Origin of the sequence: Streptomyces sp. NPDC017979 (assembly GCF_044328175.1) — a bacterium.
In the GTDB taxonomy this organism is placed as follows: domain Bacteria; phylum Actinomycetota; class Actinomycetes; order Streptomycetales; family Streptomycetaceae; genus Streptomyces.
Genome location: NZ_JBIRGU010000002.1, coordinates 460,120 through 481,233, shown reverse-complemented (window position 1 = coordinate 481,233; position 21,114 = coordinate 460,120). Strand labels below are relative to the sequence as shown.

The following is a 21,114-nucleotide window of genomic DNA, read 5'->3' as shown; positions in this document are numbered from 1 at the left end:
GCCGTGTTGAGCGTCCTCACGGTGCTGCTCGTCCTCGCCTGGGCGGCCATCGCGTTCCTGACCTTCGGATACGCCGCACTCGTCGCCAAGGTGCGGGCGCTGGAGTCCGGGGGCGCCGCGCAGGCCGGGAGCCCGTCGCGGCAGTGGCCCGAGCTGGCGCCGGCCGGCACCGGCGGGCGCACCCTGGCGCTGGTCGTCTCCTCGTCCTGCCCCACCTGCGAAGAGGTCGTCCCGGCCTGGCCCGCGGTGAGCGGACCGCTCAGCGACGCCGGCCACCGCCCGGTACTGATCGACATCGACGACTCCGGCCGCTGGCACGGCGCCGGCGCCGGCGAAGTCGTCCGCGGCAGCGAGCTGTCCGCGCCGCTGCTGCTGGCCTACCAGCCGGCGCTGCTGGTCCTCGACGGCGACGGGACGCTGCTGTCCGCGGAGCCCATCGGCTCCGTCGACACGCTCGCCGCGGCCGCCGAGGCGCACACCGGCGCCGCGCAGTCCACCAACCCTTCCCTCACCACGGGAGTCGCATCATGACCAGTGCCTTCCTCCAGTCCATCCCGGAAGTGGCCGTCAACCCGGACTCGGGCGCGAGCCGCGCCACGGCGACGGCGGAGCCCGCACCCGTACGCTCCGCAAGCTCCGGCGGGGGCTTCGGCCGGCGTTCCTTCCTCCGTACGACGATGGCGGGCGCCGCCACCCTCGCCTTCACCGGCCTCGGCTGGCTCAGCGGCGGCGGCACCGCGCACGCCGCGGTGGGCCGCAAGTCCCGCCACCCCGCGCACTGCATGAACGTGAACGTGCCCGGGGACACGCCGTGTTGGGGTCGGGACTACATCGCCGCCAAGTACTGCGCCGCGGACGGCTACCACCGCACCGACACCAAGAACTTCGGCACCTACACCCACAAGTACAACTGGGAGGCCGCGTGCGACGGCTACGCCGGTTGGTACTGGAAGACCCGCGACGGCCGCACCGTGCACTGCTGGGACGGCTACTTCGACCTGAAGAAGAACGGCCGCACGACCCGTCACACCACGAGCTGCAAGAGCAAGTGACCGGGGCGCTGCCCCTCTAGACGCCGGTGGCCGTCGCCGCCCCCCGTCGGCGGCGGCCACCGGACCACCCGTGCCGTCACCCAAAGGACCACCGCATGGCCCTGGCCCAGCGCATCCAAGCGCGCCGCCCCCGCTCGCCGGGGGCCTCCGCCCTGACCGCCGCGGGCGCCGCCCTGCTGCTCACCGCGGTGGCCGCGGCGGGCGCCGCATGGGGCCCGCCCTCGCTGTACGGGGTGTTCTCCGCCTTCGCGGCCTGCGCGGTCGCCGTCCTGGCCGGCTACTCGCTCTCGGGCTCCGTTTGAAGCCACAACTCAGCAGGCTTGCTGACCTCGTCGGTCTGGCGGGGAACACAGAACGTGCAGTACTTCGTCCGGGGACTCTTCTTCGGGGGCGCGACGACCGGGCTGCTCCTCATGCTGCCCGCGGTGCTGTTGCAGACCGTGGTGCCGCTGCCGGCGCTGACCGCGGCGCTGGCGCTCGCGACGGTGCTCTTCCTCGCCATCGAGTCGGGGCTGCTGCCCTTCCGCATGCCGCAGAACGCCCGGCTGGTGCCGAGCGACATCGTGGTGCGCACGGACGGCAGCGGGGCGCTCCAGTTCGGCTTCGAGATGGGCACGGGCCTGCGGACCTTCGTCCCCTCGCACCTGCCGTACGCGGCGATCGCGGTCCTGCTCTTCGGGGGCCCGTGGTGGGCGACACCACTCGGCGGCCTCGCCTTCGCCTTCGGCCGCTCCCTCATGGTCCGCTCCGCGGTCCACTCGGGCGACGCCTCCGCCTGGGACCGCGCCTTCGCTGCGCGCCGCACCCGGATCTTGGCGCTCTGCTGGACGGTGGCGCTTCTCGCGGGCGCGTTGGCGGTGGCCCTGCAACACGGCGGCTGGACGCTGTTCTAGGCCGTGTCTGACGAAGACCCCGGGCGCCGGCTCCGAACCCCCTTGGAGCCGGTGCCCGGTCCGCGCCCGGCTCCTCGGGTGAGCCTGGGAGCCGGGCGCCCCCTCTCCCGTGTCCGGATGTGACACCAGCCCGTCATTGCCGTCGTCCGCGCCGCGGCCGACGATGGAGCCATGTCCGACCACAGCCACCGCGTCGTGATCGCGGTCTTCCCCGATGTCGACCTGCTCGACGTCACGGGGCCGGCCGAGGTGTTCGCGCTGGCCAACCGGGAGTCCCGCGGTCGCGCCCGCTACCGGGTCAGCCTCGCCGGCCCCGGGCCGGCCGGGGAGCAGGTGCCCACGTCGGCGGGGGTGCGCGTGGTCACCGACCTCGGGTTCGCCGACGTCGGGTCCGCGGTGGACACGCTGCTCGTCCCGGGCGCGGTGGACTGGCACCCGGACGGGCCGCTGCCCCGGGTCGACGACGACGTCGTGGAGTGGGTCAGGACCACCGCGCCGCACGCGCACCGGATCGCCTCGGTCTGCGTCGGCGCGCACCTGCTGGCCGCGGCCGGGCTGCTGGACGGTAGGACGGCCACCACGCACTGGTCCACGACCGACCGGCTCGCCGCCGACCACCCCGAGGTCACCGTCGACCCGGACCCGATCTTCATCCGCTCCGGGCGCGTGTGGACGGGCGCGGGCATCAGCGCCTGCCTGGACCTCGCGCTCGCACTGGTCGCCGAGGACCACGGCGAGGAACTGGCGCTCGCCGTCGCCCGGCAGTTGGTCGTGTACCTCAAGCGGCAGGGCGGCCAGAGCCAGTTCAGCGTGCCGATGAGCCGACCCCCGGCGGCCCGCCGGGACATCGACGAACTGCGCCGTTACGCCGCCGACCACCTCGACCGGGACCTGTCGGCGCCCGCGCTGGCGGCCCGGATGTGCCTGAGCGAGCGGCACTTCGCCCGGGTCTTCACCCAGGAGACCGGGACGACGCCCGCGGCGTACGTCGAAGCCCTGCGCGTGGAGGCGGCGCGGCGGCTCCTGGAGACCACCGACCAGCCGCTCGAACTGGTCGCCCGATCCACCGGGCTGCGCTCGGTGGAGACGCTGCATCGGGCGTTCCAGCGGCAGATCGCGACGAGCCCGGGGGCGTACCGGCGCCGCTTCCGCACGGCGACGCCCTGAGCCCGTCCACCCTTTCCCTCCCTCTCACTCCCTCTCGCTCCCTCGTACTCCCTCAGGAGGTTCACCATGTCCGCTTCCACCACGCTCCGCGAGGTCGTCGGCCTGGACGGCCGGCTGCCCGCGCTCGCCGACGCGACCCTCGTCCTGATCGACTTCCAGAACACCTACCGCACCGGCGTGATGGCGCTGGAGGGCGTGGACGAGGCCCTCGCCGCCGGCGCCCGCCTGCTGGCCGCGGCGCGTGTCCAGGGGACGCCCGTGGTGCACGTCGTCAACGACGGCGGCGAGGGCACCCCGTACGACGTCCGCGCCGAGATCGGCGCCATCAGCCCCGAGGTCGCCCCCGTCGACGGGGAGCCCGTGATCGTCAAGAAGCTCCCCGACTCCTTCGTCGGCACCGACCTTGAGCAGGTCCTGAGGGACCTGGGCTCGGGCCCGGACCTGGTGCTGGCCGGTCTGATGACGCACATGTGCATCGCCTCCACCGCACAGGGCGCCTTCCACCGCGGCTACCGCCCCACGGTCGTCGCAGAAGCGACCGCGACGCGCGCCCTGACCGCGCCGGACGGCACGGTCCTCCCGGCGGCGACCCTCCACACCGCGGCGCTCACGACGATCGCCGACCTGTTCGGCCTGGTCGCCGGCGAAGTGGCCGACCTCACGCCCTGACCTGCGGTCGCGGCGCCGCGGTGCTACTGAAGCTGCCTTGGCGACTGCGGCCCACGCCCGTGGACGATCTCGCCGTCGGCCCCTCGGTGCGTTGGTCTCTGCGGCCCGTCGGTGGCTTGTCGCGCAGTTCCGCCCCCTACGCCCGCAGGGCGTGGGGGGACCCCCCGCGCCCCTGTTTCGCTCTGCCCGTCGGTCATCTGCGGGTCGTATGCGGCGGGTTCCCTACGCCCGCAGGGCGTGGGCATTTAGGGGCGCGGCGGCGCTACCGGAGCTCGTCCGGGCACGGCGTGCCCCGGGGGACGTCGTACGGGCCCGCGATCCGGTAGGTGCCGGCGTGCGGGGCCAGCAGCTCCGTCCACTCGTCACCCTCCGCGTCCTTCTCCGCCTTGATCAGGCAACCGTTCAGGTTGACGTAGGACTTCGGCTCCCCGTCGTCCCGTCGCTTCGACTCCTCCGTCTCCTCCGGCCCCTTCACCCGCTTGCCGTGCTCGTCGACGATGCTCAGCCACGGCGAGTACGGCACCCGGATCAGCACCCGGCCCGGGTCCGTGACCTTGATCCGCAGTTCGCTGGCGTCCGCGGTCTCCACCGTCGCGGAGGAGTCGGCCAGCGGCACCGGGTCCTTGACCTCGAAGACCTGCCAGTTCGCGTCGCGCCAGACCCGGTTCAGATACGGCAGCCCGGCCTCGACCAGCTTCGCTTCCTGCTCCGCGCCGGAGTCCGGCTTGCCCTTGGGCAGGACGACGTAGTGCACCGCCCACCGGTCCAGCCAGGCCCGGTAGTCCGCCGCGGTCAGCGTCTTGTCCTTGTCGTAGAAGATCGGGTTGCGCTTCATGTCGGCCTGCCGGTTCCAGCCGCGGGCCAGGTTGACGTACGGCGCGAGCGCGGACGCCTCCCGGTGGCTGCTGGCGGGCACGACCTCGACCCGGGCGCGCCCGGCGTCCAGGTCTTCGAGCTTGTCGATCAGCGGGGCCACTTCGAAGTTCCACGAGGCCGTCGGCGCGGTGCGGAGCACGTCGTCGACGCCCTTGAAGCCGATCCAGAAGTTCAGCCCGGCGAAGGCCACCACCAGCGCGTACCACCTGCGCGAGCGCGGCACCGCGTACGGCAGCGCGGCCAGCAGCGCCACCCCGGCGAACAGCATCGCCATCCGGGACACGTTCGACCCGATCTGCGAGTCGATCACCCAGGTCAGCAGGGTGCCGACGGCGTAGACCGCCGCGGCGGTGCGGACCGTGCGCCAGTCCTTCGGGACGAGGAGGAAGACCAGCACTCCGAACGCGAAGGGCAGCGAGGTGGACCCCAGCGACATCGGCTGGGTGCCGGAGAAGGGGAACAGCCAGGTGGACAGGCCGACGACGGCGACGGGCGCGAGCCCGAGCGCGTACGCCCCCGGGCGCCGCTTGTTGAGGAACAGCGCCGCGGCGACGACGCCCAGATAGAGGCCGGCGACCGGGCTGGACGCGGTGGCCAGCGCCGCCAGCGGCGCGGCCACGGCCGCCTTCGCCCAGCGCTTGGTGCGCCAGCGGTGCGGCCAGCAGAAGACCGCGGCCACCGCGCCGATCGCGAACATCATGCCGAGACCGAAGGTGACCCGGCCCGACATCGCGTTGCAGAGGAAGGCGAAGGCGCCGGCGAGGGCGCACGGCAGCGGATTGCGCACCGCCCGCAGCCGCACCAGGATCAGCGCGGTCAGGGCGGCGGAGATCGTGCCGGCGACCATCATCGTGGGCCGTACGCCGATGACGGACATCAGGTACGGCGAGACGACGCTGTACGACACCGGGTGCATCCCGCCGTACCAGGCGAGGTTGTACGCGGAGTCGGGGTGGCGGCCGGCGAACTCGGCCCAGGCGTCCTGCGCCGCGATGTCGCCGCCGGTGTTGGCGAAGAAGAAGAACCAGAGCAGGTGACCGATCGCCGCGACGACCGTGGTGACGAGGACCGGGCGACGGCTCAGCCGGTCCCAGACGTCGGCGAGCACTCCGGGGCCCGACCGGCCCGAGCCGGAGCCCGGGTCCGCGCCTTCGGCCCCCGAGCCGGCTTCTCTGGTCGAGCCCGGTGACGACTGCTGTATTCGCGGCCCCGTCCGAGGGCCGCCACCGTCCGTGCTGGCCGGCTTTGCGGTGGTCACTGCGGCTCTTCCCCCAGTCTCGTCCGTTGCGGATGTCCGTCGGGTCTTCGACGGACCGTCCCCGTGTGACAAAGACGCCGTGCCACCTGGGGAGAGTTGCCTTCCCGAGCCCTTCCGGGCTTTCCGGACGCTAACACGAGGAAGCCCCGGGGTTCCCGGGGCTTCCTGGTGGGTGCCGGTCCGCGTCAGCCCAGGCGGGTCAGCTTGTCGCCGAAGCCGGGCTCGGCCAGGTCCGACTGGAGCGCGACGGGGGCGGACGTCTTGCCCGGGCCGGTGCCTATGGAGACCTCGCCGACGACCTCGCCCGCGACTCCCTTGTTCGGCAGCTCGCCGTCCGCGGGGCCGGTCAGCGTGAGGTCGATGGTCAGGCCGGCCCAGCCGACGGCCTTGAGCTCCTGCGTGGCCACGACGGGGGCGCGGGTGCCGAAGCCGTTGTCGAGGTAGCCGACGACCTGGCCCTTCTTGACGACCGCGGTGGAGTCCACGCCGGCACGGGCCGCCGTGATCACCTCGATGCTCTTGTCCACCGCCTTCTCGGTCTTCTTGTAGAGCGCGTCGGCGCCCTGGACGTTCATCGTGATGCCGTTGACGCGGTGCAGCTTGCCGTCGATCTCGGTGCGGAAGGACCAGAGCAGATTGCCGCCGGCCGGGGTGGTCGAGCCGGTCTTGATGCCGTCCACGCCGTCCTTGAGCAGCGCCTTGTCGTTGCCGTTGCGGTACTTGTCGCTGCCCGGAACGTCGACGCTCGTGCTGTCGGTGATCGACACCAGCACCTTGTTCTTCATGGCGGCCTCGGCCAGCTTCAGCTGGTCCAGCGGTGTGGAGGTGTTGGTCTTCTTGAAGCCGCTGGGGTCGGTGTAGTTGGTGTTGGTCATGCCGAGGCTCTTGGCGGCGTCGTTCATCTTCTTGAGGAACGCCTCCTCGGAGCCGGCGTCCCAGCGGGCGAGGAGCCGGGCGGCGTTGTTCCCGGAGGGGATCATCATCATCTGGATCATCTGCTTCTGCGTGAACTCCTGCCCCTCCCTCATCTTCGCCACGGACTCGGTGTCGGTCCGCTTCGACTCCTCCTCGGCCTGCTTGTCGACCGTGATCTTCGGACCGTCCTCGCCCTCCTTCAGCGGGCGGTCGCGCAGGATGACGTAGGCGGTCATCACCTTGCCGACGCTCGCGGTGGGCGCCGGCTTCTGCGGGCCGTACGTGCCGATGACGCCCACGCCCTCGACGGCGACCGCGCCCTGACCGTCGTCGGACGGGAAGGGGAGGGTGAGCTTGCTGCCGGGGATGGTGAAGGTCGGCTTGCCCGAGAGTTCGAGCTTCGACTCGGGCAGCGGGCGCAATATCTGTGCGACCGCAAAGGCGATCAAGAGGAGCAGGACCAGCGGGGTCCAGATCTTGACGCGCCGCAGGGCGGCACGGGCCGGGGTCTCCGGGGTGTTGGTGAGCTCGGCGAGCAGGTCCAGGGGCGGGCGCGGCGGCATCGGCTGCTGCGTGGTCCGCTCGGCCTCGGGGAGGTCGGCGGGCGCGGCGGCCGGAGTGGCGACGGAGGCCGCCGCGGCGGGGGCCGAGACGTCGGCCGCCGGCTTGGGCGTCGACTTGGGCGTCGGCTTGGGCTCGTCGGTGTCGCGCAGCGGAACGAAGGTGCTGGCCTTCTTCGCCGCCTTGGCACCGGGCTTGACCTCGGGGTCCACGTCCGGCTTGGCGATCGCCTTGGTGGCGTCGTCCTGCGCGGACTCGTCGCCGCCCTTCTCGTCGCCGTCCTTCTTGGCGGCTTCCTTGGTCTCCGCCTCGGCGGCCTTCTTGGCGCCCTTGGCGCCCTTGGCGTCCTTTTCGGCGTCGGACTCCGACCGGGCCGGGGGCAGCTTGAGCGCGGTGGTCGGGCTGTCGATCGGCGCCTTGCGCGGGGCGGCGAAGACGGCCGTGGCCTGGTCCACGGGACCGTCGCCACCGTCGCCCTTCGAGGCGGTTTCGGCGGCGGACTCACCCTTCGCATCTGCATCGGCGGCGTCGGCGCTGTCAGCGGCGTCGGTGGCGTCGGCGTCCTTCGCGGGGGCGGACTTGCCCTTCGCCCAGGACGGCCCGTCCTTGCGGAGGGTGGTGGTGGCGGTGTCCGTACGGCGGGCGGCCTCCGCGGTCTCCTTGCGGATGACGGTGGTCGAGGTGTCGGTCGAGCCGGACTGCGCCGTCGGCTCGGCGTCCTCCACGGAACCGTCGCCGTCACCGGATTCCGCTTCCGATTCCGCTTCGCCCTTCGACGCTCCGGCGGAACGCGGGCCGGAGCCGGCTGTACGGCGCTCCGGCGCCGCTTCCGGGGCGGAGCCGGGGGCAGGGACGTCCGCGGCCTCCTGGCGCTTCTGAGCGGCGCTCAGGGGCGGCTCGGGGATCACCGCGGTCGTCTCGGCGGTCGGGTCGTCCGCGATGGAGACGGGCGTACGCCGGTACACGGCGGTCGCGGTGTCGACTCCGGCGTCGTCGGCCTCACCCTCATCGTCACCAGCGTCGTCGGCGTCGCCATCGGCGCCGTTGTCGTCGCCATCGGCGTCATCGGCGTCGGCAGCAGCCGGCTCGTCGCCCTCCCCCGACCCCTCGGACTTCTCGGACTCCTCGGACCTTTCGGGCCTTTCCGACTCTTCGGTCGCGCCCTCCGCTACTTCTGCTTCCTCTGCCTTCTTCGACTTCACGGACTCTTCCGGGGTGTCGGACGCGTCCGGGTCGGGCGGAAGGGTGAAGACGGCCGTCGCCTGATCGGAGCGGTCGGCCAGCGCCAGTCGGGGGTCACGCTCCCCCGGACCCGCCTCCCCCGACGACTTCCGCTGCTCCGACTTCTCGGGGGACTCGCCCGCCACCGTGCCTCCTCGATGAACCATGAACCATGATCTTGAACCGTGAACTTCTAGAACCGCACGCGGCTGTCCCGCGTCCGAGTACGGGGGTGGCGACGCACGTCCGAACGGGGCCCGTGTTGTCCGAACCATCTCCCAGTGTCCTGTGTGAGCACGCGCCCCGCGTGCCTAGACGAGAACGACATACCTAACGGTTCCCATACAAAGCACCCAGGCACTCTCGACAGACCAATGTGAGAGGCGTCACCCTGTCATTCATCCACGCGGGGAGGCATGGATGGGCAGGAGCCGCAGAACACTTCCGGAGGAGCTGCTGCTGCTAGCTCTGGACCCGACCACGGGTACCACAGCTCAGCCGCAGTCGCTCGACCTCGGCCTTGCCGGAGCTCAGCTAGTGGAGCTGGCTCTGGCCGGGCGGATAGCCCCAGACGGGGATCGTATCGCCGTGGTGATGCCACGGCCGACAGGAGATCCAACCCTGGACTCCGCACTGGAGCTGCTGCGCAGACGCGGCAGCCCGGTTCGCGCGGTCCACTGGATCGGCGGGCCCCGACTGGGGCTGCGTCAGATCTATCTCGCACACCTGGAGCGGTGCGGCATGGTCCACGCCGTGGTCGGCCAGATGTGCGGCGTACTGCCGACGACTCGCTACCAGGCGACGGACACGGCGATCAGCCGGGACATCAGGGCCCGACTGGACAGCGCGATCCGCACCGGCGTGCCGCCGGACCCGCGGACCGCGGCGCTCGCCGCGCTGGCCCACGCGGTCGGCCTCGGCAAGCACCTCTATCCGGGCAACGAAGGCCGTTCCTCACGGTCCAGGCTTCGTGACCTGATCCGACACGACCCCATGGGCGGACTCGTGGCGCACGCCGTGATGGACGTCCAGAACGGCGTGGCCGCCCAGCCGCGCCGCAACCCGGGCGCCGCCGGCGCCGGTCGGCAGAGCGCCGGCGTCTCGATGCAGCAGCGCCGTTCGGGCATGGCCCGCGTCGCCGCGCACTGACGACCACGCAGCCGCACGACTCCAACCGAACCAACGAAGGCAACCGAACAAACAGAACCGACTGACCGACCCACCCACCCATCGATCCAACGAACCACCGGTCCAGCGAACCACCGGTTCCGACGAAGATCCGCCCGAGCATTCCGAGTCGACCCCCCACTGACCCGGAACTGACCCGGATCGGGAGCCGCACAGCGATGCGCGGGGCAGCCGAGACGCTGCCCCGCGCATCCGTGTGCGTACGCCTCCGGGAACGCCAGCGCGAGGAACGAGGGAGCGGTGGCCGGGAGTTCGCCGAACGGGCGATCAGTGTGAGTCGTTTCGCAGCGCGCCCCGGACGTTTGGTGGCAGTCTGCTGAGCAGTAGATACGCTCAGCTACTTCCCGCTACTTCTGTCGGAGGTGCAGTTTCCGTGGCGTCCAGTGTCAACCCCACCGTCAGGCGACGCCGATTGGGCCAGGAGCTGCGCCGGCTCCGGGAGGTCAAGGGCATGACGGCCGAGGAGGTCGCCGACCGCCTCCTGGTCTCCCAGTCGAAGATCAGCCGACTGGAGAACGGCCGCCGCTCCATCAGCCAGCGCGACGTGCGCGATCTGTGCGGGGTGTACGAGGTCGAGGACCAGCGGGTCGTGGACTCGCTGATGCAGATGGCCAAGGACTCCCGCCAGCAGGGCTGGTGGCACGCGTTCGGCGACATCCCGTACAGCGTCTACATCGGCCTGGAGACCGACGCGGCGAACCTGCGGGTGTACGAACCGCAGGTGGTGCCGGGCCTGTTGCAGACCCAGGGGTACGCGGAGGCCGTGATCGCGGGCGCCCTGCCGGAGAGCAGCCCGGCCGAGATCGAGAAGCGCGTGACGGTGCGGCTGCGCCGACAGGGCCGGGTGAAGGAGTCCGACCAGCCGCTGCGGCTGTGGGCGGTGATCGACGAGGCGGCGCTCCGCCGGGTGATCGGCAGCCCCCGGCTGATGCGGGAGCAGTTGGAGTACCTGGTCGAGGTGGCGCAACTGCCGCACGTCACCGTGCAGGTGCTGCCGTTCGAGATGGGCGCGCATCCGGGCATCAACGGCCAGTACGCCATCTTGGAATTCCCCGACGCCACCGACTCCAGCGTCGTCTACATCGAGGGCGTCACGAGCGACCTGTATCTGGAGAAGTCGCACGACGTGCACAAGTACACGATGATGTACGAACACCTCCGGGCGCAGGCCCTGAATGTGGAGCAGACGAAGTGCTTCATCGAGGAGATCGCGAAGCAGTACGCGGAGAGGTCCTGAAGTGAAACCGGGCAAGGTACACCCTGGCCAGGAACATGAGGAAGAGGGCGGCGGGATAGATCACCCGACCGGGTGATTGCGTGCCACGCGCACCGGCAGCGGCGAGTAGCGTCAATGGCGTACCAACAAAGCACCAACAAAGCGCATCAATGCAATGTCGGTGCAAAATCCCCCACTGCGAGTACTGCCGAAACGGAGCGAACATGGCAATCATTCAGGGCGCCACGGACACCTGGACGAAGTCCTCTTACTCCGGAGGAAATGGCGCCTGCGTCGAGGTCAAGTCCCCCGTCACCGCGGAGATTTCCGTCCGCGACTCGAAAGTCCCGGCCGGTGCGCGCATCGCTTTCGCGTCCGACGCGTGGAACGCGTTCGTGACCGAGACCGGCCGCGGCGGTTTCGGCACCGACTGACGTCCGCGCCCTGCGCTGACAGAGCCCTCTCGACTGGTCCGCCGTCCTGGCCGAGGGGGCTCCGCCGCGTCCTGATCGGTGCGGTGCAGCGCGTCCTGCCCGCCGTACGCCCTCGGGCTACTTGAGGACGACGTTGCGGCCGGGGCCGCCGTCGACGGTGTCCTTGCCGGGGCCGCCGCTGACGAAGTCGTCGCCGGCCTCGCCGTGCAGCATGTCGTCGCCGGAGCCGCCGAAGAGGACGTCGTTGCCGTCCCCGCCCATGACGTGGTCGTTGCCCGAGCCGGCGTGCACGAAGTCCTTGCCGCCGTAGCCCTCGATCATGTCGTCGCCCCGGCCGCCCCAGAAGCGCTGGTTGGTGTCGTCGCCCATGAGGTGGTCGTTGCCGTCGCCGCCGTGCATGACCACGCGGCCCATCACCATGTCGTCGCCCTCGTCGCCGAACACCGTGTGCGCGCTGTGGGCGTGCACTTCGTCGTTGCCGGGGCCGCCGCGGACGGTGGCCACGCCGGGGTCGCTGGTGGCGATCTTGTCGTTGCCGTCGCCGAGGAAGACGTCGATCCGGTCCGGCCGGGTGCTGTCGGTGGGCAGTTCGCAGACCACGTAGGTCTCGTCGCCGGGCGTGAGGTACGCACAGTGGTCGCCGGGTTCGAGCGGGACCGAGTCGCGGAAGCCGATCATCCGGACGCCGGCGCCGGTGTCCCTGGAGATCACGTGGAGATTGTTGGCCTGCCCGGGGGCCGCGGTGAAGGTGATCGACTGCTTCTTCCAGTCGGCGCCGACGCGGGCCTTCCCGCCGGCCGCGGGCGCGGCCGCGGCGGCCGGAGCTGCGGCGAGGCCGGCGGCCAGTCCGGTGGCGAGCAGCGTCACGGCGACGGCGCGGGAGGTGACTTTGTGGCGGTTCATGGGACCTCATCTCGATGTGGGGGGATGGGTCGGCCTGCTGGCGGGCTGCCGGGGGACCTGACGGGGTGGTCGCCGTCGACAGCGCCCTCGTGGCCGAACCTCCTGAGCGGGGGTCTCGCGGGGCTCCTGTGTGGGGGTTCGTGCCCGCCCACCTCAAGGCGTGGCGGACGGGTGCGTCTCGCGCCGCGGTTCCATGGCCTTAGTGACTGCCATGGGCAGCGACGGCAGCGTACCCCGCATGGTCTAGACCAAGCCAGGGTTCGGACGCGATCACCGCGCTCAACTGTCGCCGCCTTGCGGCGGATTGAGCGCCTGCGTCGGCTAACGCAGCTCGTCCACGTACCGATCGGTCCCCGGCACCGTGGGGATGAACGGCGCCACCAGCTCGACCCTGCCGAGCCCGGACTCCGCCACCTCGCCGTCCAACCCGCCGTACCGCTCCTGCCAGCGCACCCGCGGGTCCTCCGCCAGGAACCAGAGCAGCGTGAGCCGGGTGCCCACCCCCTCCACCTGCTTGACGTACGTCATCCGGTCCCCCGGCAGCGGCGTCGGCCGGAAGACCGTCACCATCGCCGCGTCCGACCCGGCGAGCCGCTTCGGCAGGTGTCGGTCGCGCAGCCACTCCACCAACTCGCCCCGCTGCTGCGGTCCCTCGGCATCGATGACTTCGAGGACCAGCCCGGCGTACGGATGGTCCAACGCGTGCCGGTCCCGCGGCCCGGCGGCTCCGTCGCGGTACACCGTCGCCTCGTGGTCCTGGAAGGAGGTGAAGACGTGCTCCCGCTCGTGGTAGACGCGCCCGTCGCGGTTCAGCCGCTTGTTGATGCCGACGGTCCACTTCATGTGCTCGTCGTAGCGTCCCTCGGTTATCCAGTAGACGGAGAGATAGCACCCCTTCGTCACCGGCTGGGCGACGGCGGAGGCCGTCGGATACCGCAGCAGTTGCAGGTCACGGGTGGCGACCCAGCGCCGTCCGGCGTACATCCAGGGCATCGCCATGGCACCGGCGTAGTAGTGATCGTCCTCGTACCACCGGTTGTACGCGTACTCGTGCCCCGGCGCCGGCTCCACCATGGTGATGAGCGCATGCCCGGGCCGCGTCCCGTACGGCCCCACCGACGCCAGCTCCGCGTACGTCTCGTTGTGCGTGCCCTCGCCCATGCGACCGCCCCTCCGTGCACCGTCGTCGACTGCCCTACTCTGACTGTCCGTCAGCTAGGGCGCCAGGGGCCGCGGCGAAGTCCCGTCCTCCGCGGAGGACGGGACTCGGCCGTGGGCAGGGCGGGACGGGTCATCCCATGGTGGCGACGGCGCTGTAGTACCGCCAGGCGGCCTTCTCGCACATCGCGATCATCAAAGGCGGCCGGGCCTGGACGTGCACGCCGGAGCCGAACGGGCGGTTGCACTCCTTCTTCATGTCCTGGAGGAACACCTGGTCGGCCTGGGCCTTCGGGCTGTCGGCCCCGACGCCGGTGACGCCGATGACCCCCTTGCGGAAGCCCTCCTCGCCCAAGATCTCGCGGTAGTTGCGATAGCCGAAGTCGTGCCGGTTGCAGGCGCCCTTGAAGTCGAACCCGGCGGGGGCGTCCACGGCGGGCGAGTTGCAGCCGTCGTTGGTCCAGTTGAAGGCGTAGATGTCAGGGATTCCTTGGGACCGGTCGTCGGCGGCTTTACCCAGGTCGTACGACGCCTGATTGCCCAGTTGCACGAAGCTGCGCAGCTTGGCGAGCTTCTGTTCCCTGTTCACGGATGCGGACGTCGCGGTCCCTGCGGTCTTCTCCCACCGGAGGGGCGAGAGGTACTTGAAGACCGCGGAGCCATCGGGCGAGACGCCGTAGGTGCGGGTGGAGGAGCTGACGAAGGTGGCACCGGGGCCGCCGATCTTCCGCCAGTAGTAGGGGTCCTGGCGACGGTTCGAACTGACCTTGAAGCCGTAGGACAGCACGTCGCCGGTGCCCTTCTCGACGGCCAGCAGCCGGCCCTCGCCGCCGTAGACGTGCTCGAAGGGCCCGCCGATGCGCCGCCAATCGCGTCCGGGTGTCCACTCGTGGAGGTCGGAGCGGTCGGGAGCCAGCCGGTACAGGCGGTGGTCGGTGACGACGACTTCGGCGCCGGCCGTGCCGATCTCGCGCCACGTTCCCTGGTCGTACTCGTGGATCTTCCCGTCGGTGGCGGTCTTGAACAGCCCGGCTCCGCCCGCGTGCACCTCCTTGGCCCCCTCTCCGATCCGTCGCCAGCCGCCCTCAGCGCTCCACTCGTTCACCGAGGCCTCGAGACCGACCGCGTACAGCCGGTCCCGACCGACGGCGAATCCGAGGCCGGGCCCGCCGACGTACGCCCAGGTGCCCGGGGACCCGTCGGCGCCGGGCACGTAGCGCTCGACGCTGCCGTCGCCCTTCGTCGTCCTGAACAGTCCCGCTCCACCGCCGTACAGGGCCCGGGCTCCGTCGCCCACCTTCTTCCACACGCCGCGCTCGGCAGCCTCGTAGATCCCGGACCCGTCCGCGGCCAGCGCGTACACCGCAGGGCCCGCGGCGACCAGCGCCCCGACCCGGTCGGTCGAGCCGGTGGCGTTCGCGTGGGACACGGTGTCGGGACGCTGCCCGGCACCGCCGGCGGAGGGCAGCCCGCCGTTGGCGCCCGCCCAGGCCAGACCGCCCACGCACAGGGCGCTCACCACGGCCAGGGCCGCTGCCTGCCGGCCGCGCCGGGCGGTGAGCGTACCGCCCGCGGCTCGTGCGCTTCCCCACCGGGAAAGCCTCTCCATCGCTTTCATCGTGGTTCCCCTCGTCGGTTTCGACTACGGGGCCCACGCTGCCGAGCGTCGTGGATGTCCACTGTCCACCGGAGCGAAGGCCCAGGTGACGGGGTGGACAAGGGGTGGTTGTCCGCGGACGGCAGGCCGCGTGCGAACCGGCCGGAGTGACTGGGTCAGTGGGCGTCGAGGGCGCTGGCAGTCTTGCCGAGCGGGGTCCAGGTGGTGCCGCCCGTCCAGCGTTCGACCGCGCCGCTCTTCTTGGAGATGCGGTATACGGACCGGTCGTCGACCTGGTGCGCCGAGCCCGCTTCCCCGATCGAGACCCACGAGTGCGGGGTGCCGGTGTACTTCCACAGGATGTTGTTGATGGGGGAGGTGGCGAACAGACCCGCGCCACCGCCGAAGATGTGCTTGGTCGGACCGCTGATCTTGTGCCAGCCCGCACCCTTGCCGTCGGCCATCCACACCTGGCTGTAGTCGGGTGCCAGGCCGGCGACGAAGTCCGGGCCGACGGCGAACTCCGCTCCGGGGCCGCCGGCGAGGGTCCACTCCCGGCCCGCGCCGTTGTACCGGTACAGGTCGTCGCCCTTGCCGGGGAAGGTGGCGAACAGGCCGGCGCCGCCCGCGTAGAGCCCGTTCGCCGCGTCGCCGATGTTGTCCCACGTGACGCCGTTGAAGCGGGCGACGGCGTCCTTGGACGGGGTCAGCGCGTACAGCGACGGTCCGTTGACGAGGAACTGCGCGCCGGGATCGCCGATCCGCCGCCAGACCCCGGAGGGCTCGCGCGCGAAGATGTCGCCGCTGTCGGGGTGGGTCATGAAGAGGCCCGCAGGACCGCCGAAGACCTGTTTGGCCTTGCCCCCGACCGTGGTCCATCCCTGGTTCGCGGTCCACTGCAGGACCTACTTGCGGTCGGCGGAGACGGTGTAGAGGGTGCCCGGCGGCTGCTTGCGCGCGGGGGCGGCGGCGCCCCCGGAGGGCGAGGGGGTCCTCGCCGCCTGCTCCCCCGCGCCCGGGGTCGGCTTGGCGCTGACGGAGGGGCTGGGGCTGGCGAGGCCGGGGAGTACGGGGAGGTCGGGCCCGGTCACGGAGGACGGCGAGGTGGTCGGCAGCCGCAGGGACCGGTCGGCCCCCTTGTCCGCGGCGACGTGGTTGAGCCCGATCACGATGCCGCCGATCACGCAGGCGGCGGCCCCGAGCAGGGCGCCCGGGGTGGCCAGCCGCACGTGCAGCGGGCGCCGTTCGGTGTCCGTGCCGGCGCCCTCGTCCCTGTCTCCGTTCCCTTCTCCGTCTCCGTCTCCGTCCCCTTCCCTGTCTCCGCTCTTGCCTTCCTGGTCGTGGTCTTCGCCGCTGGTCTTCGCGGGGGCGGCGGGGGCAGGGTCCGTGAGCTCGTCGGCAGGCGGGGGCCCGACCACCCGCGGTGAGGTCTCCGCATCCGGCTCGTGGGACGCTCCAGCAGGGTTCTCGTCGTCACGCAGTACGCCCTGGTGGCGGGCCACTTGGTCGTGCAGTCGCGCGAGGCCCTCCACCAGTGCCTCGCTGGTCTGGCTCGTACCTCCGCCGCCGTCCCCCTCCCCCTCGGCAGCCGGTTCGGGCGCGGGCCGGCCGCCTTGCTGCGCGTCGGCGTACGCCTGCCGGGTCGCGAGCTGGATCTCCCGGGCCGCGGTCACCCGACTGCGTAACTCCTCAAGCTGTACGTCAACGGGTGCGCCTGCCCCGTCGGCGGCCCCCGCCGCGGAAGCGGCGGCCGCCTGCTCCAGTGCGTCGATCTTGGCGAGGAGCTGGCTGATCACGCGGTTCATCTGCTCGACGTCCAGTTCGGCCTGGCGCAGCGCCGCTTCGACGCCCGGCGCCGGCTGCGCTTCGGCTTCGGCCGCCACGGCGGCCTCGTGCAGACGGCGCGCCTTGGCCAACATCATGTCCCTGCCGCGGTGATCACGGACGCGGTCCTTGATCACTCCGTACAGCTTGGTCATGGGAATGAGCCGGGTCCCGGAGCGGTACTCGCCCCACAGGGTCTTGCTGCCCTCGTAGCGCTCGGCCAGCTCCCGGACTCCCATCCCCGCGGTCAGCTCCCGCAGGAGCTGTACGACCGCGTTCGCCTCCTCGGTCGGTCCCTTCGGCGCTCCTTGCGGACGTCCCCCAACGGCCACGCCCCGCCCCCTTCGAAGTGTCCGCGGACAACCCGCGTTGTCCACCGGATGGCACCCACCTGACCTGTGCTTTCGTTGTCCACCGCGCTCGGCCAACTCGGCCTCGGAGCAACGTGGTCGGACGAACGTGATCGAGCGACGCCTCGCGTACGGCGTCGCGCAGCGCTGTGAAGCGCCAACACCGGGCGCCACAGCCCACGTTACCGACCGCCTCAGTCCACAGCCGGAGGTTCCGTTGTTCCACATGCGCACCCTCGCCGCCCTGGGAGTGACGCTCACCCTGGGCGGCGTGCTCGCCGCTGGTCTCACCGCCGCCCCGAGTCCGCCTTCCACGACCGGCCCCGACACCGCCGAAGCTGCGGTTTCGCAGGTCACGGGGACCGGAACGCTCGGGGCGCACGCCCGCCCCGGCGGGCCCGTCACCCGCGAGCAGGTCATCAAGCGCGCTCAAGCGTGGGTGGACCAAGAAGTGATGTACAGCCAGAGCAAGTGGTGGACCCACCCCACGACCGGCGGCCCGTACCGCCAGGACTGCTCCGGCTTCGTCTCGATGGCCTGGCAGCTCCCCACCAGCGAGACCACCCACACCCTTCCCGGCCGCGCGCACCGCATCGACAAGAAGGACCTCAAGCCCGGCGACCTGCTCAACTCCACCCAGCACGCGTTGCTGTTCGGAGCCTGGGTCGACTCCGCCAAGGGCACGTTCACGTACTACCAGGAGAGCCGCCCGGGCCGTCCCGCCCACAAGGCCACCGGGAGCATCCACGAAGCACGCCTGGCCGGCCACCCCACCTCCAGCTACACGGCTCTGCGCTACAAGAACGTCGTCGACGCCGCGCCGCCCGCCGCCGTCCCTCCGAAGCCGGCGCCCAAGCCCAAGCCCAAGCCGATACCGAAGACGACGCCGAAGACGACCGCCCCGGCACCGGCACCAGCACCCAGCGCGCAGTCCAGGACGCTGCGTCTGTCGACGATCGTCACGGCCCAGAACGGTCTGTACGCACGCTCCGCCGACGGCCGCGGCGTCTACCAATGGTCGGAGCGCGGCAAGAAGTGGACCAAGGTCTGGGGCCGGACCAAGCAGTTGTACGGCGGCGGCGCGGGCCTGTTCGCCACGGACGCGAAGTCCGGCGACATCCACCGCTACGACCCCGAGGCTCGTTCCTGGAGCATGATCGGCGGCCCGGGCAAGACCTTCGTCATGGACGGGCAGCGGCTGTACGGCCTGAGCCCCGACGGCTCCGGGATCTACCAGTGGACCAACCGGCCCCGCCAGTGGACGCGCATCTGGGACGACGCCCACGCCATCCACGGCGGCCCCGCCGGTCTGCTGGCCGTCCACCCCCGGACGAAGAACGTCTACCGCTACCTGCCCGGCTCCGGTAGCTGGGCCCTGACCGGGGGCCCCGGCAAGACCTTCACCACCGACGCGAAGCACCTGTACGGCCTGAGCCCCGACGGCTCCGGCGTCTACCAGTGGACCGGCCGCGCCGCCACCTGGACCAAGGTCGGCGGCCCGGCCGGCACCCTGTACGGCGGGGCCGCGGGCCTCTTCGCGACCAACCCGGACACCGGCCAGCTCTACCGCTACGACTCCGCACGCCGCACCTGGCACTTGACCGGCGGCCCCGGCAGGACCTTCACCGTCGGCGACAAGCACCTGTACCGCCTCAGCCCCGACGGCACCACCGTGCACCGCTGGACCAACAACGGCACCCACTGGACGCGCCTCGGCGCACCCGGCTCGCCCTGACGCGTCGCGTACTCGTCGGCCCGGGAGACGAGTGCGGTCAGCATCTGCGATGCCACCACGCCAACTCCGGGTCCGCCATGGGTTCGTGGTGCGTCCGCCTCAGCAGCACCCGGTCCAGGCGATCCACCTGCACCCGGAGTTCGCCGGCGGCCCTCGGCGGCAGCATGAACAGGGCGTCCTGCAATTTGTCCCGGGCCCACCCCTCGCCGCAGCACGGGCAGGTGAACTCGGCTTCCCACGGCCTCCACCGGCGCTCGGTGCCGTGAACGCGCACAGACCACACGCTCAGTGCCACGGCCACGACGCCCGGCGACAATCGCTCCCGTTCAAGTACGCGGACGGCGGCATTCGCCGCCCCCGACAGGCCGGGGACAGCGCGATACCGCACCCAGGGGCTTTTCCAGCCGCGATCCCGCGGCCGGAGGGAACCCGGTGTCCTACGCGGCACGGCCCCTTCGGATGCACGTCATGAAAGGCATCCTCCCACCCTCCGGATGACGGACGGAACCGAGGGCTGGAAGCCACGAAGAGGAGTCGCGCCTTGGTGCCCTCTTTGGGCGACGTGCGATGAGTTCCGTCGCCTCAAGCCGTCTATCACAGGTGTCATGAAGCATCTATGAGGGAGGACGCGAGACCGATGGAGATTGCGCGCGTACTGATGGTTGCGCCTGTGAAAAGCGTGGAGACTGCGGTGGCCTGGTACGAGCGGCTGCTCGGGCGTCCGGCGGATGTCCGGCCGATGCCGTCCCTGGCCGACTGGCATCTCACCGCAAGCGGCTGGCTCCATGTCTTCGAGGACGCCGAGCGCGCTGGATCGTCACTACTCAATCTGGAGGTGCCCGATCTGGATGCGGCACTGGCGGAACTCAAGCAGCGGGGTCTGCATGCCGGTCAGGTACAGAGCGGGGGTATCCGCACGCGGTTCGCTGCGCTGCACGACCCGGACGGCAACCGGATCACACTGATGGAGAATCCGGTGGCCTGACCCGATGCCGGTCATCTCGACGAGGTGAAGCTCAACACCGGGGGCTCAGCCGGGCCCGGGCCGTGCCCGGTGTACTGCGTCCAGCAGAACACCGGGTCGGCTTCCAGGGCCTTGTCCTTCGTGCTCTCGGCGTAGGTGTCCCGGAGTTCGCGTTCGGAAGCGATGTCGTGTCGAGCGGGCAACGTTCGTCCTCGGTTCCACGGTCGGCTCGTACGGGGTGGCGGCGCCAGTGGCTGTCGGAGCGGGCTCCGCGGCGCCCGGGGCCCACGGCTCATCGTCCCCGACGAGCCCGTTGCCCCGCAGGACCTCGACGGTCCGCGCTTGGTGCGTACGCAGCGCCGCGCGCCTTCGCGCGCACGCCTCGGGCGCCTCCTTTGCGCCCCGCCGGAGTTCCTGCCCCAGCGCTGGGCCGAGCACTAGCGTGAGGTCGTTGCGAGAGGAGCACATGGATATGACTGCACTGGACTGGGCCGGCGCGGTGCGCGAAGCACAGGAAGCCACGGGCTTTCGCGGAGAGGTCGTCGTCCGCACCGTTGAAGCCGTACGCAAGGCGGTATCTGCTGCACGTCATGCCGAGTTCGACCAAGAGCTCGGTGCCCTCGACGGTGGTGGTGCCTTCGATGCGTTCCTCGACCACTGGTGGACGCAGGCCCTCGCCGACGTCGCGCCGACCGAGGATGCGCGTGAACATGCCATCGATTTTGCCGACCTCGCGATCTCCCTCCACGTACGTGCCAAGGGCGGACCGACGTATACCTCGACCGAGGTCGAGCAGATGATCAAGAAGGTGGTCTCATGAGCCATACGGTCATCTGGGAGCACGCAGCCGCCGAGGGGCTCAAGAGGCTGCGGGCCAAGTACGGGGAGAGCGTCAAGCCATTTGTTCGAGCAGTGAACGCCCTCAGTAACGATCCCGAACCGCCTACCAGCAGCAAACTCGGTGGAACTAACGTGCGGCGACTGCGGATCGGCAACTTTCGCGCCACGTACGAGATCGACGGAAACCGCATCGCGGTGAAGGTGCTCACCGTCGGCGCCAGACCAGCATGACTGAGCCCAGCGCGCCCGAGCCCCGTACGGAATCGTCTGTACGGGGCTCAGCGTTGCCACGG

20 protein-coding genes and 1 pseudogene are annotated in these 21,114 nt (G+C 71.0%); 13 read left to right on the top strand and 8 right to left on the bottom strand.

What is annotated here, in order from left to right:
* The first annotated feature begins 3 nt into the window (after positions 1-3).
* From ACH4E8_RS08130 to ACH4E8_RS08105, 6 genes are all read left to right on the top strand, one after another.
* Positions 4-531 carry a hypothetical protein gene (locus ACH4E8_RS08130; RefSeq protein WP_398445518.1) on the top strand — a complete coding sequence of 176 codons (528 nt, stop codon included), beginning with the start codon at positions 4-6 and terminating at the stop codon, positions 529-531.
* Positions 528-1,052 carry a hypothetical protein gene (locus tag ACH4E8_RS08125; RefSeq protein ID WP_398445517.1) on the top strand — a complete coding sequence of 175 codons (525 nt, stop codon included), beginning with the start codon at positions 528-530 and terminating at the stop codon, positions 1,050-1,052. Before ACH4E8_RS08130 ends, ACH4E8_RS08125 begins: the two co-directional genes overlap by 4 nt.
* 95 nt (positions 1,053-1,147) lie before the next feature.
* On the top strand, positions 1,148-1,354 hold the full coding sequence (locus ACH4E8_RS08120; RefSeq protein ID WP_398445515.1) for a hypothetical protein: 207 nt from the start codon (positions 1,148-1,150) through the stop codon (positions 1,352-1,354).
* Positions 1,355-1,408: 54 nt separating this feature from the next.
* On the top strand, positions 1,409-1,945 hold the full coding sequence (locus ACH4E8_RS08115; RefSeq protein WP_398445513.1) for a hypothetical protein: 537 nt from the start codon (positions 1,409-1,411) through the stop codon (positions 1,943-1,945).
* Positions 1,946-2,116: 171 nt separating this feature from the next.
* The gene (locus ACH4E8_RS08110) at positions 2,117-3,112 is read left to right on the top strand and encodes a GlxA family transcriptional regulator (RefSeq protein WP_398445511.1); all 996 of its coding nucleotides are present in this window, start codon (positions 2,117-2,119) and stop codon (positions 3,110-3,112) included.
* A 66-nt stretch (positions 3,113-3,178) separates the two neighbouring features.
* Positions 3,179-3,781: an isochorismatase family protein gene (locus ACH4E8_RS08105; protein WP_398445509.1), complete on the top strand. Its 603-nt coding sequence runs from the start codon at positions 3,179-3,181 to the stop codon at positions 3,779-3,781.
* 262 nt (positions 3,782-4,043) lie between these two features.
* On the opposite strand, the gene ACH4E8_RS08100 is transcribed toward ACH4E8_RS08105, so the two are convergent.
* Together ACH4E8_RS08100 and ACH4E8_RS08095 are read right to left on the bottom strand one after the other, a co-directional pair.
* Positions 4,044-5,765, bottom strand: coding sequence for an MFS transporter (locus tag ACH4E8_RS08100; RefSeq protein ID WP_398446090.1), 1,722 nt, complete (start codon positions 5,763-5,765; stop codon positions 4,044-4,046).
* Positions 5,766-6,100: 335 nt separating this feature from the next.
* Entirely contained in the window at positions 6,101-8,779 is a 2,679-nt protein-coding gene (locus ACH4E8_RS08095) for a D-alanyl-D-alanine carboxypeptidase family protein (RefSeq protein ID WP_398445508.1), read from the bottom strand.
* Positions 8,780-9,032: 253 nt separating this feature from the next.
* Here ACH4E8_RS08095 and ACH4E8_RS08090 point away from each other — a divergent pair, with 253 nt between their 5' ends.
* From ACH4E8_RS08090 to ACH4E8_RS08080, 3 genes are all read left to right on the top strand, one after another.
* Positions 9,033-9,761 carry a GPP34 family phosphoprotein gene (locus ACH4E8_RS08090; RefSeq protein WP_398445506.1) on the top strand — a complete coding sequence of 243 codons (729 nt, stop codon included), beginning with the start codon at positions 9,033-9,035 and terminating at the stop codon, positions 9,759-9,761.
* Positions 9,762-10,173: 412 nt separating this feature from the next.
* Positions 10,174-11,037, top strand: coding sequence for a helix-turn-helix domain-containing protein (locus tag ACH4E8_RS08085; protein WP_398445504.1), 864 nt, complete (start codon positions 10,174-10,176; stop codon positions 11,035-11,037).
* Between the two features lie 203 nt (positions 11,038-11,240).
* Positions 11,241-11,450, top strand: coding sequence for a DUF397 domain-containing protein (locus tag ACH4E8_RS08080; protein WP_398445502.1), 210 nt, complete (start codon positions 11,241-11,243; stop codon positions 11,448-11,450).
* A 117-nt stretch (positions 11,451-11,567) separates the two neighbouring features.
* Here ACH4E8_RS08080 and ACH4E8_RS08075 read toward each other — a convergent pair whose 3' ends face one another.
* The 5 genes from ACH4E8_RS08075 to ACH4E8_RS08055 all read right to left on the bottom strand — a co-directional run bounded on the left by ACH4E8_RS08075 (position 11,568) and on the right by ACH4E8_RS08055 (position 17,264).
* Positions 11,568-12,353 (bottom strand): calcium-binding protein, encoded by a 786-nt coding sequence (locus ACH4E8_RS08075; RefSeq protein WP_398445500.1) that lies wholly within the window; start codon positions 12,351-12,353, stop codon positions 11,568-11,570.
* A 321-nt stretch (positions 12,354-12,674) separates the two neighbouring features.
* Positions 12,675-13,514, bottom strand: coding sequence for a hypothetical protein (locus tag ACH4E8_RS08070; protein WP_398445498.1), 840 nt, complete (start codon positions 13,512-13,514; stop codon positions 12,675-12,677).
* Between the two features lie 130 nt (positions 13,515-13,644).
* A complete protein-coding gene (locus ACH4E8_RS08065; RefSeq protein ID WP_398445496.1) occupies positions 13,645-15,120 on the bottom strand; it encodes a phospholipase A2 in 1,476 nt (491 codons plus the stop codon).
* Positions 15,121-15,284: 164 nt separating this feature from the next.
* Complete coding sequence (locus ACH4E8_RS08060; protein WP_398445494.1) at positions 15,285-15,929, bottom strand: hypothetical protein; 645 nt, start codon at positions 15,927-15,929, stop codon at positions 15,285-15,287.
* A gap of 84 nt (positions 15,930-16,013) precedes the next feature.
* Complete coding sequence (locus tag ACH4E8_RS08055) at positions 16,014-17,264, bottom strand: hypothetical protein (RefSeq protein ID WP_398445492.1); 1,251 nt, start codon at positions 17,262-17,264, stop codon at positions 16,014-16,016.
* Positions 17,265-17,508: 244 nt separating this feature from the next.
* On the opposite strand from ACH4E8_RS08055, the gene ACH4E8_RS08050 reads away from it, so the two are divergent.
* Complete coding sequence (locus tag ACH4E8_RS08050) at positions 17,509-19,017, top strand: hypothetical protein (RefSeq protein ID WP_398445490.1); 1,509 nt, start codon at positions 17,509-17,511, stop codon at positions 19,015-19,017.
* A 637-nt stretch (positions 19,018-19,654) separates the two neighbouring features.
* Positions 19,655-20,002 carry a VOC family protein gene (locus tag ACH4E8_RS08045; protein WP_398445488.1) on the top strand — a complete coding sequence of 116 codons (348 nt, stop codon included), beginning with the start codon at positions 19,655-19,657 and terminating at the stop codon, positions 20,000-20,002.
* Between the two features lie 50 nt (positions 20,003-20,052).
* Here ACH4E8_RS08045 and ACH4E8_RS08040 read toward each other — a convergent pair.
* A pseudogene (locus tag ACH4E8_RS08040) lies at positions 20,053-20,184 on the bottom strand (SAM-dependent methyltransferase); the annotation flags it as partial.
* A 269-nt stretch (positions 20,185-20,453) separates the two neighbouring features.
* On the opposite strand from ACH4E8_RS08040, the gene ACH4E8_RS08035 reads away from it, so the two are divergent.
* Together ACH4E8_RS08035 and ACH4E8_RS08030 are read left to right on the top strand one after the other, a co-directional pair.
* Entirely contained in the window at positions 20,454-20,801 is a 348-nt protein-coding gene (locus ACH4E8_RS08035) for a hypothetical protein (protein ID WP_398445486.1), read from the top strand.
* Positions 20,798-21,052 carry a type II toxin-antitoxin system RelE/ParE family toxin gene (locus ACH4E8_RS08030; RefSeq protein ID WP_398445484.1) on the top strand — a complete coding sequence of 85 codons (255 nt, stop codon included), beginning with the start codon at positions 20,798-20,800 and terminating at the stop codon, positions 21,050-21,052. Before ACH4E8_RS08035 ends, ACH4E8_RS08030 begins: the two co-directional genes overlap by 4 nt.
* Positions 21,053-21,114 lie beyond the last annotated feature (62 nt).

Excerpts from the sequence above, each read along its gene's own strand:
- ACH4E8_RS08125 (WP_398445517.1), top strand. The coding sequence starts at position 528 with ATGACCAGTGCCTTCCTCCAGTCCATCCCGGAAGTGGCCGTCAACCCG.
- ACH4E8_RS08120 (WP_398445515.1), top strand. The coding sequence starts at position 1,148 with ATGGCCCTGGCCCAGCGCATCCAAGCGCGCCGCCCCCGCTCGCCGGGG.
- ACH4E8_RS08110 (WP_398445511.1), top strand. The coding sequence starts at position 2,117 with ATGTCCGACCACAGCCACCGCGTCGTGATCGCGGTCTTCCCCGATGTC.
- ACH4E8_RS08105 (WP_398445509.1), top strand. The coding sequence starts at position 3,179 with ATGTCCGCTTCCACCACGCTCCGCGAGGTCGTCGGCCTGGACGGCCGG.
- ACH4E8_RS08095 (WP_398445508.1), bottom strand. The coding sequence starts at position 8,779 with ATGGTTCATCGAGGAGGCACGGTGGCGGGCGAGTCCCCCGAGAAGTCG.
- ACH4E8_RS08090 (WP_398445506.1), top strand. The coding sequence starts at position 9,033 with ATGGGCAGGAGCCGCAGAACACTTCCGGAGGAGCTGCTGCTGCTAGCT.
- ACH4E8_RS08080 (WP_398445502.1), top strand. The coding sequence starts at position 11,241 with ATGGCAATCATTCAGGGCGCCACGGACACCTGGACGAAGTCCTCTTAC.
- ACH4E8_RS08075 (WP_398445500.1), bottom strand. The coding sequence starts at position 12,353 with ATGAACCGCCACAAAGTCACCTCCCGCGCCGTCGCCGTGACGCTGCTC.
- ACH4E8_RS08070 (WP_398445498.1), bottom strand. The coding sequence starts at position 13,514 with ATGGGCGAGGGCACGCACAACGAGACGTACGCGGAGCTGGCGTCGGTG.
- ACH4E8_RS08065 (WP_398445496.1), bottom strand. The coding sequence starts at position 15,120 with ATGGAGAGGCTTTCCCGGTGGGGAAGCGCACGAGCCGCGGGCGGTACG.
- ACH4E8_RS08060 (WP_398445494.1), bottom strand. The coding sequence starts at position 15,929 with ATGACCCACCCCGACAGCGGCGACATCTTCGCGCGCGAGCCCTCCGGG.
- ACH4E8_RS08050 (WP_398445490.1), top strand. The coding sequence starts at position 17,509 with ATGCGCACCCTCGCCGCCCTGGGAGTGACGCTCACCCTGGGCGGCGTG.
- ACH4E8_RS08045 (WP_398445488.1), top strand. The coding sequence starts at position 19,655 with ATGGAGATTGCGCGCGTACTGATGGTTGCGCCTGTGAAAAGCGTGGAG.
- ACH4E8_RS08035 (WP_398445486.1), top strand. The coding sequence starts at position 20,454 with ATGACTGCACTGGACTGGGCCGGCGCGGTGCGCGAAGCACAGGAAGCC.
- ACH4E8_RS08030 (WP_398445484.1), top strand. The coding sequence starts at position 20,798 with ATGAGCCATACGGTCATCTGGGAGCACGCAGCCGCCGAGGGGCTCAAG.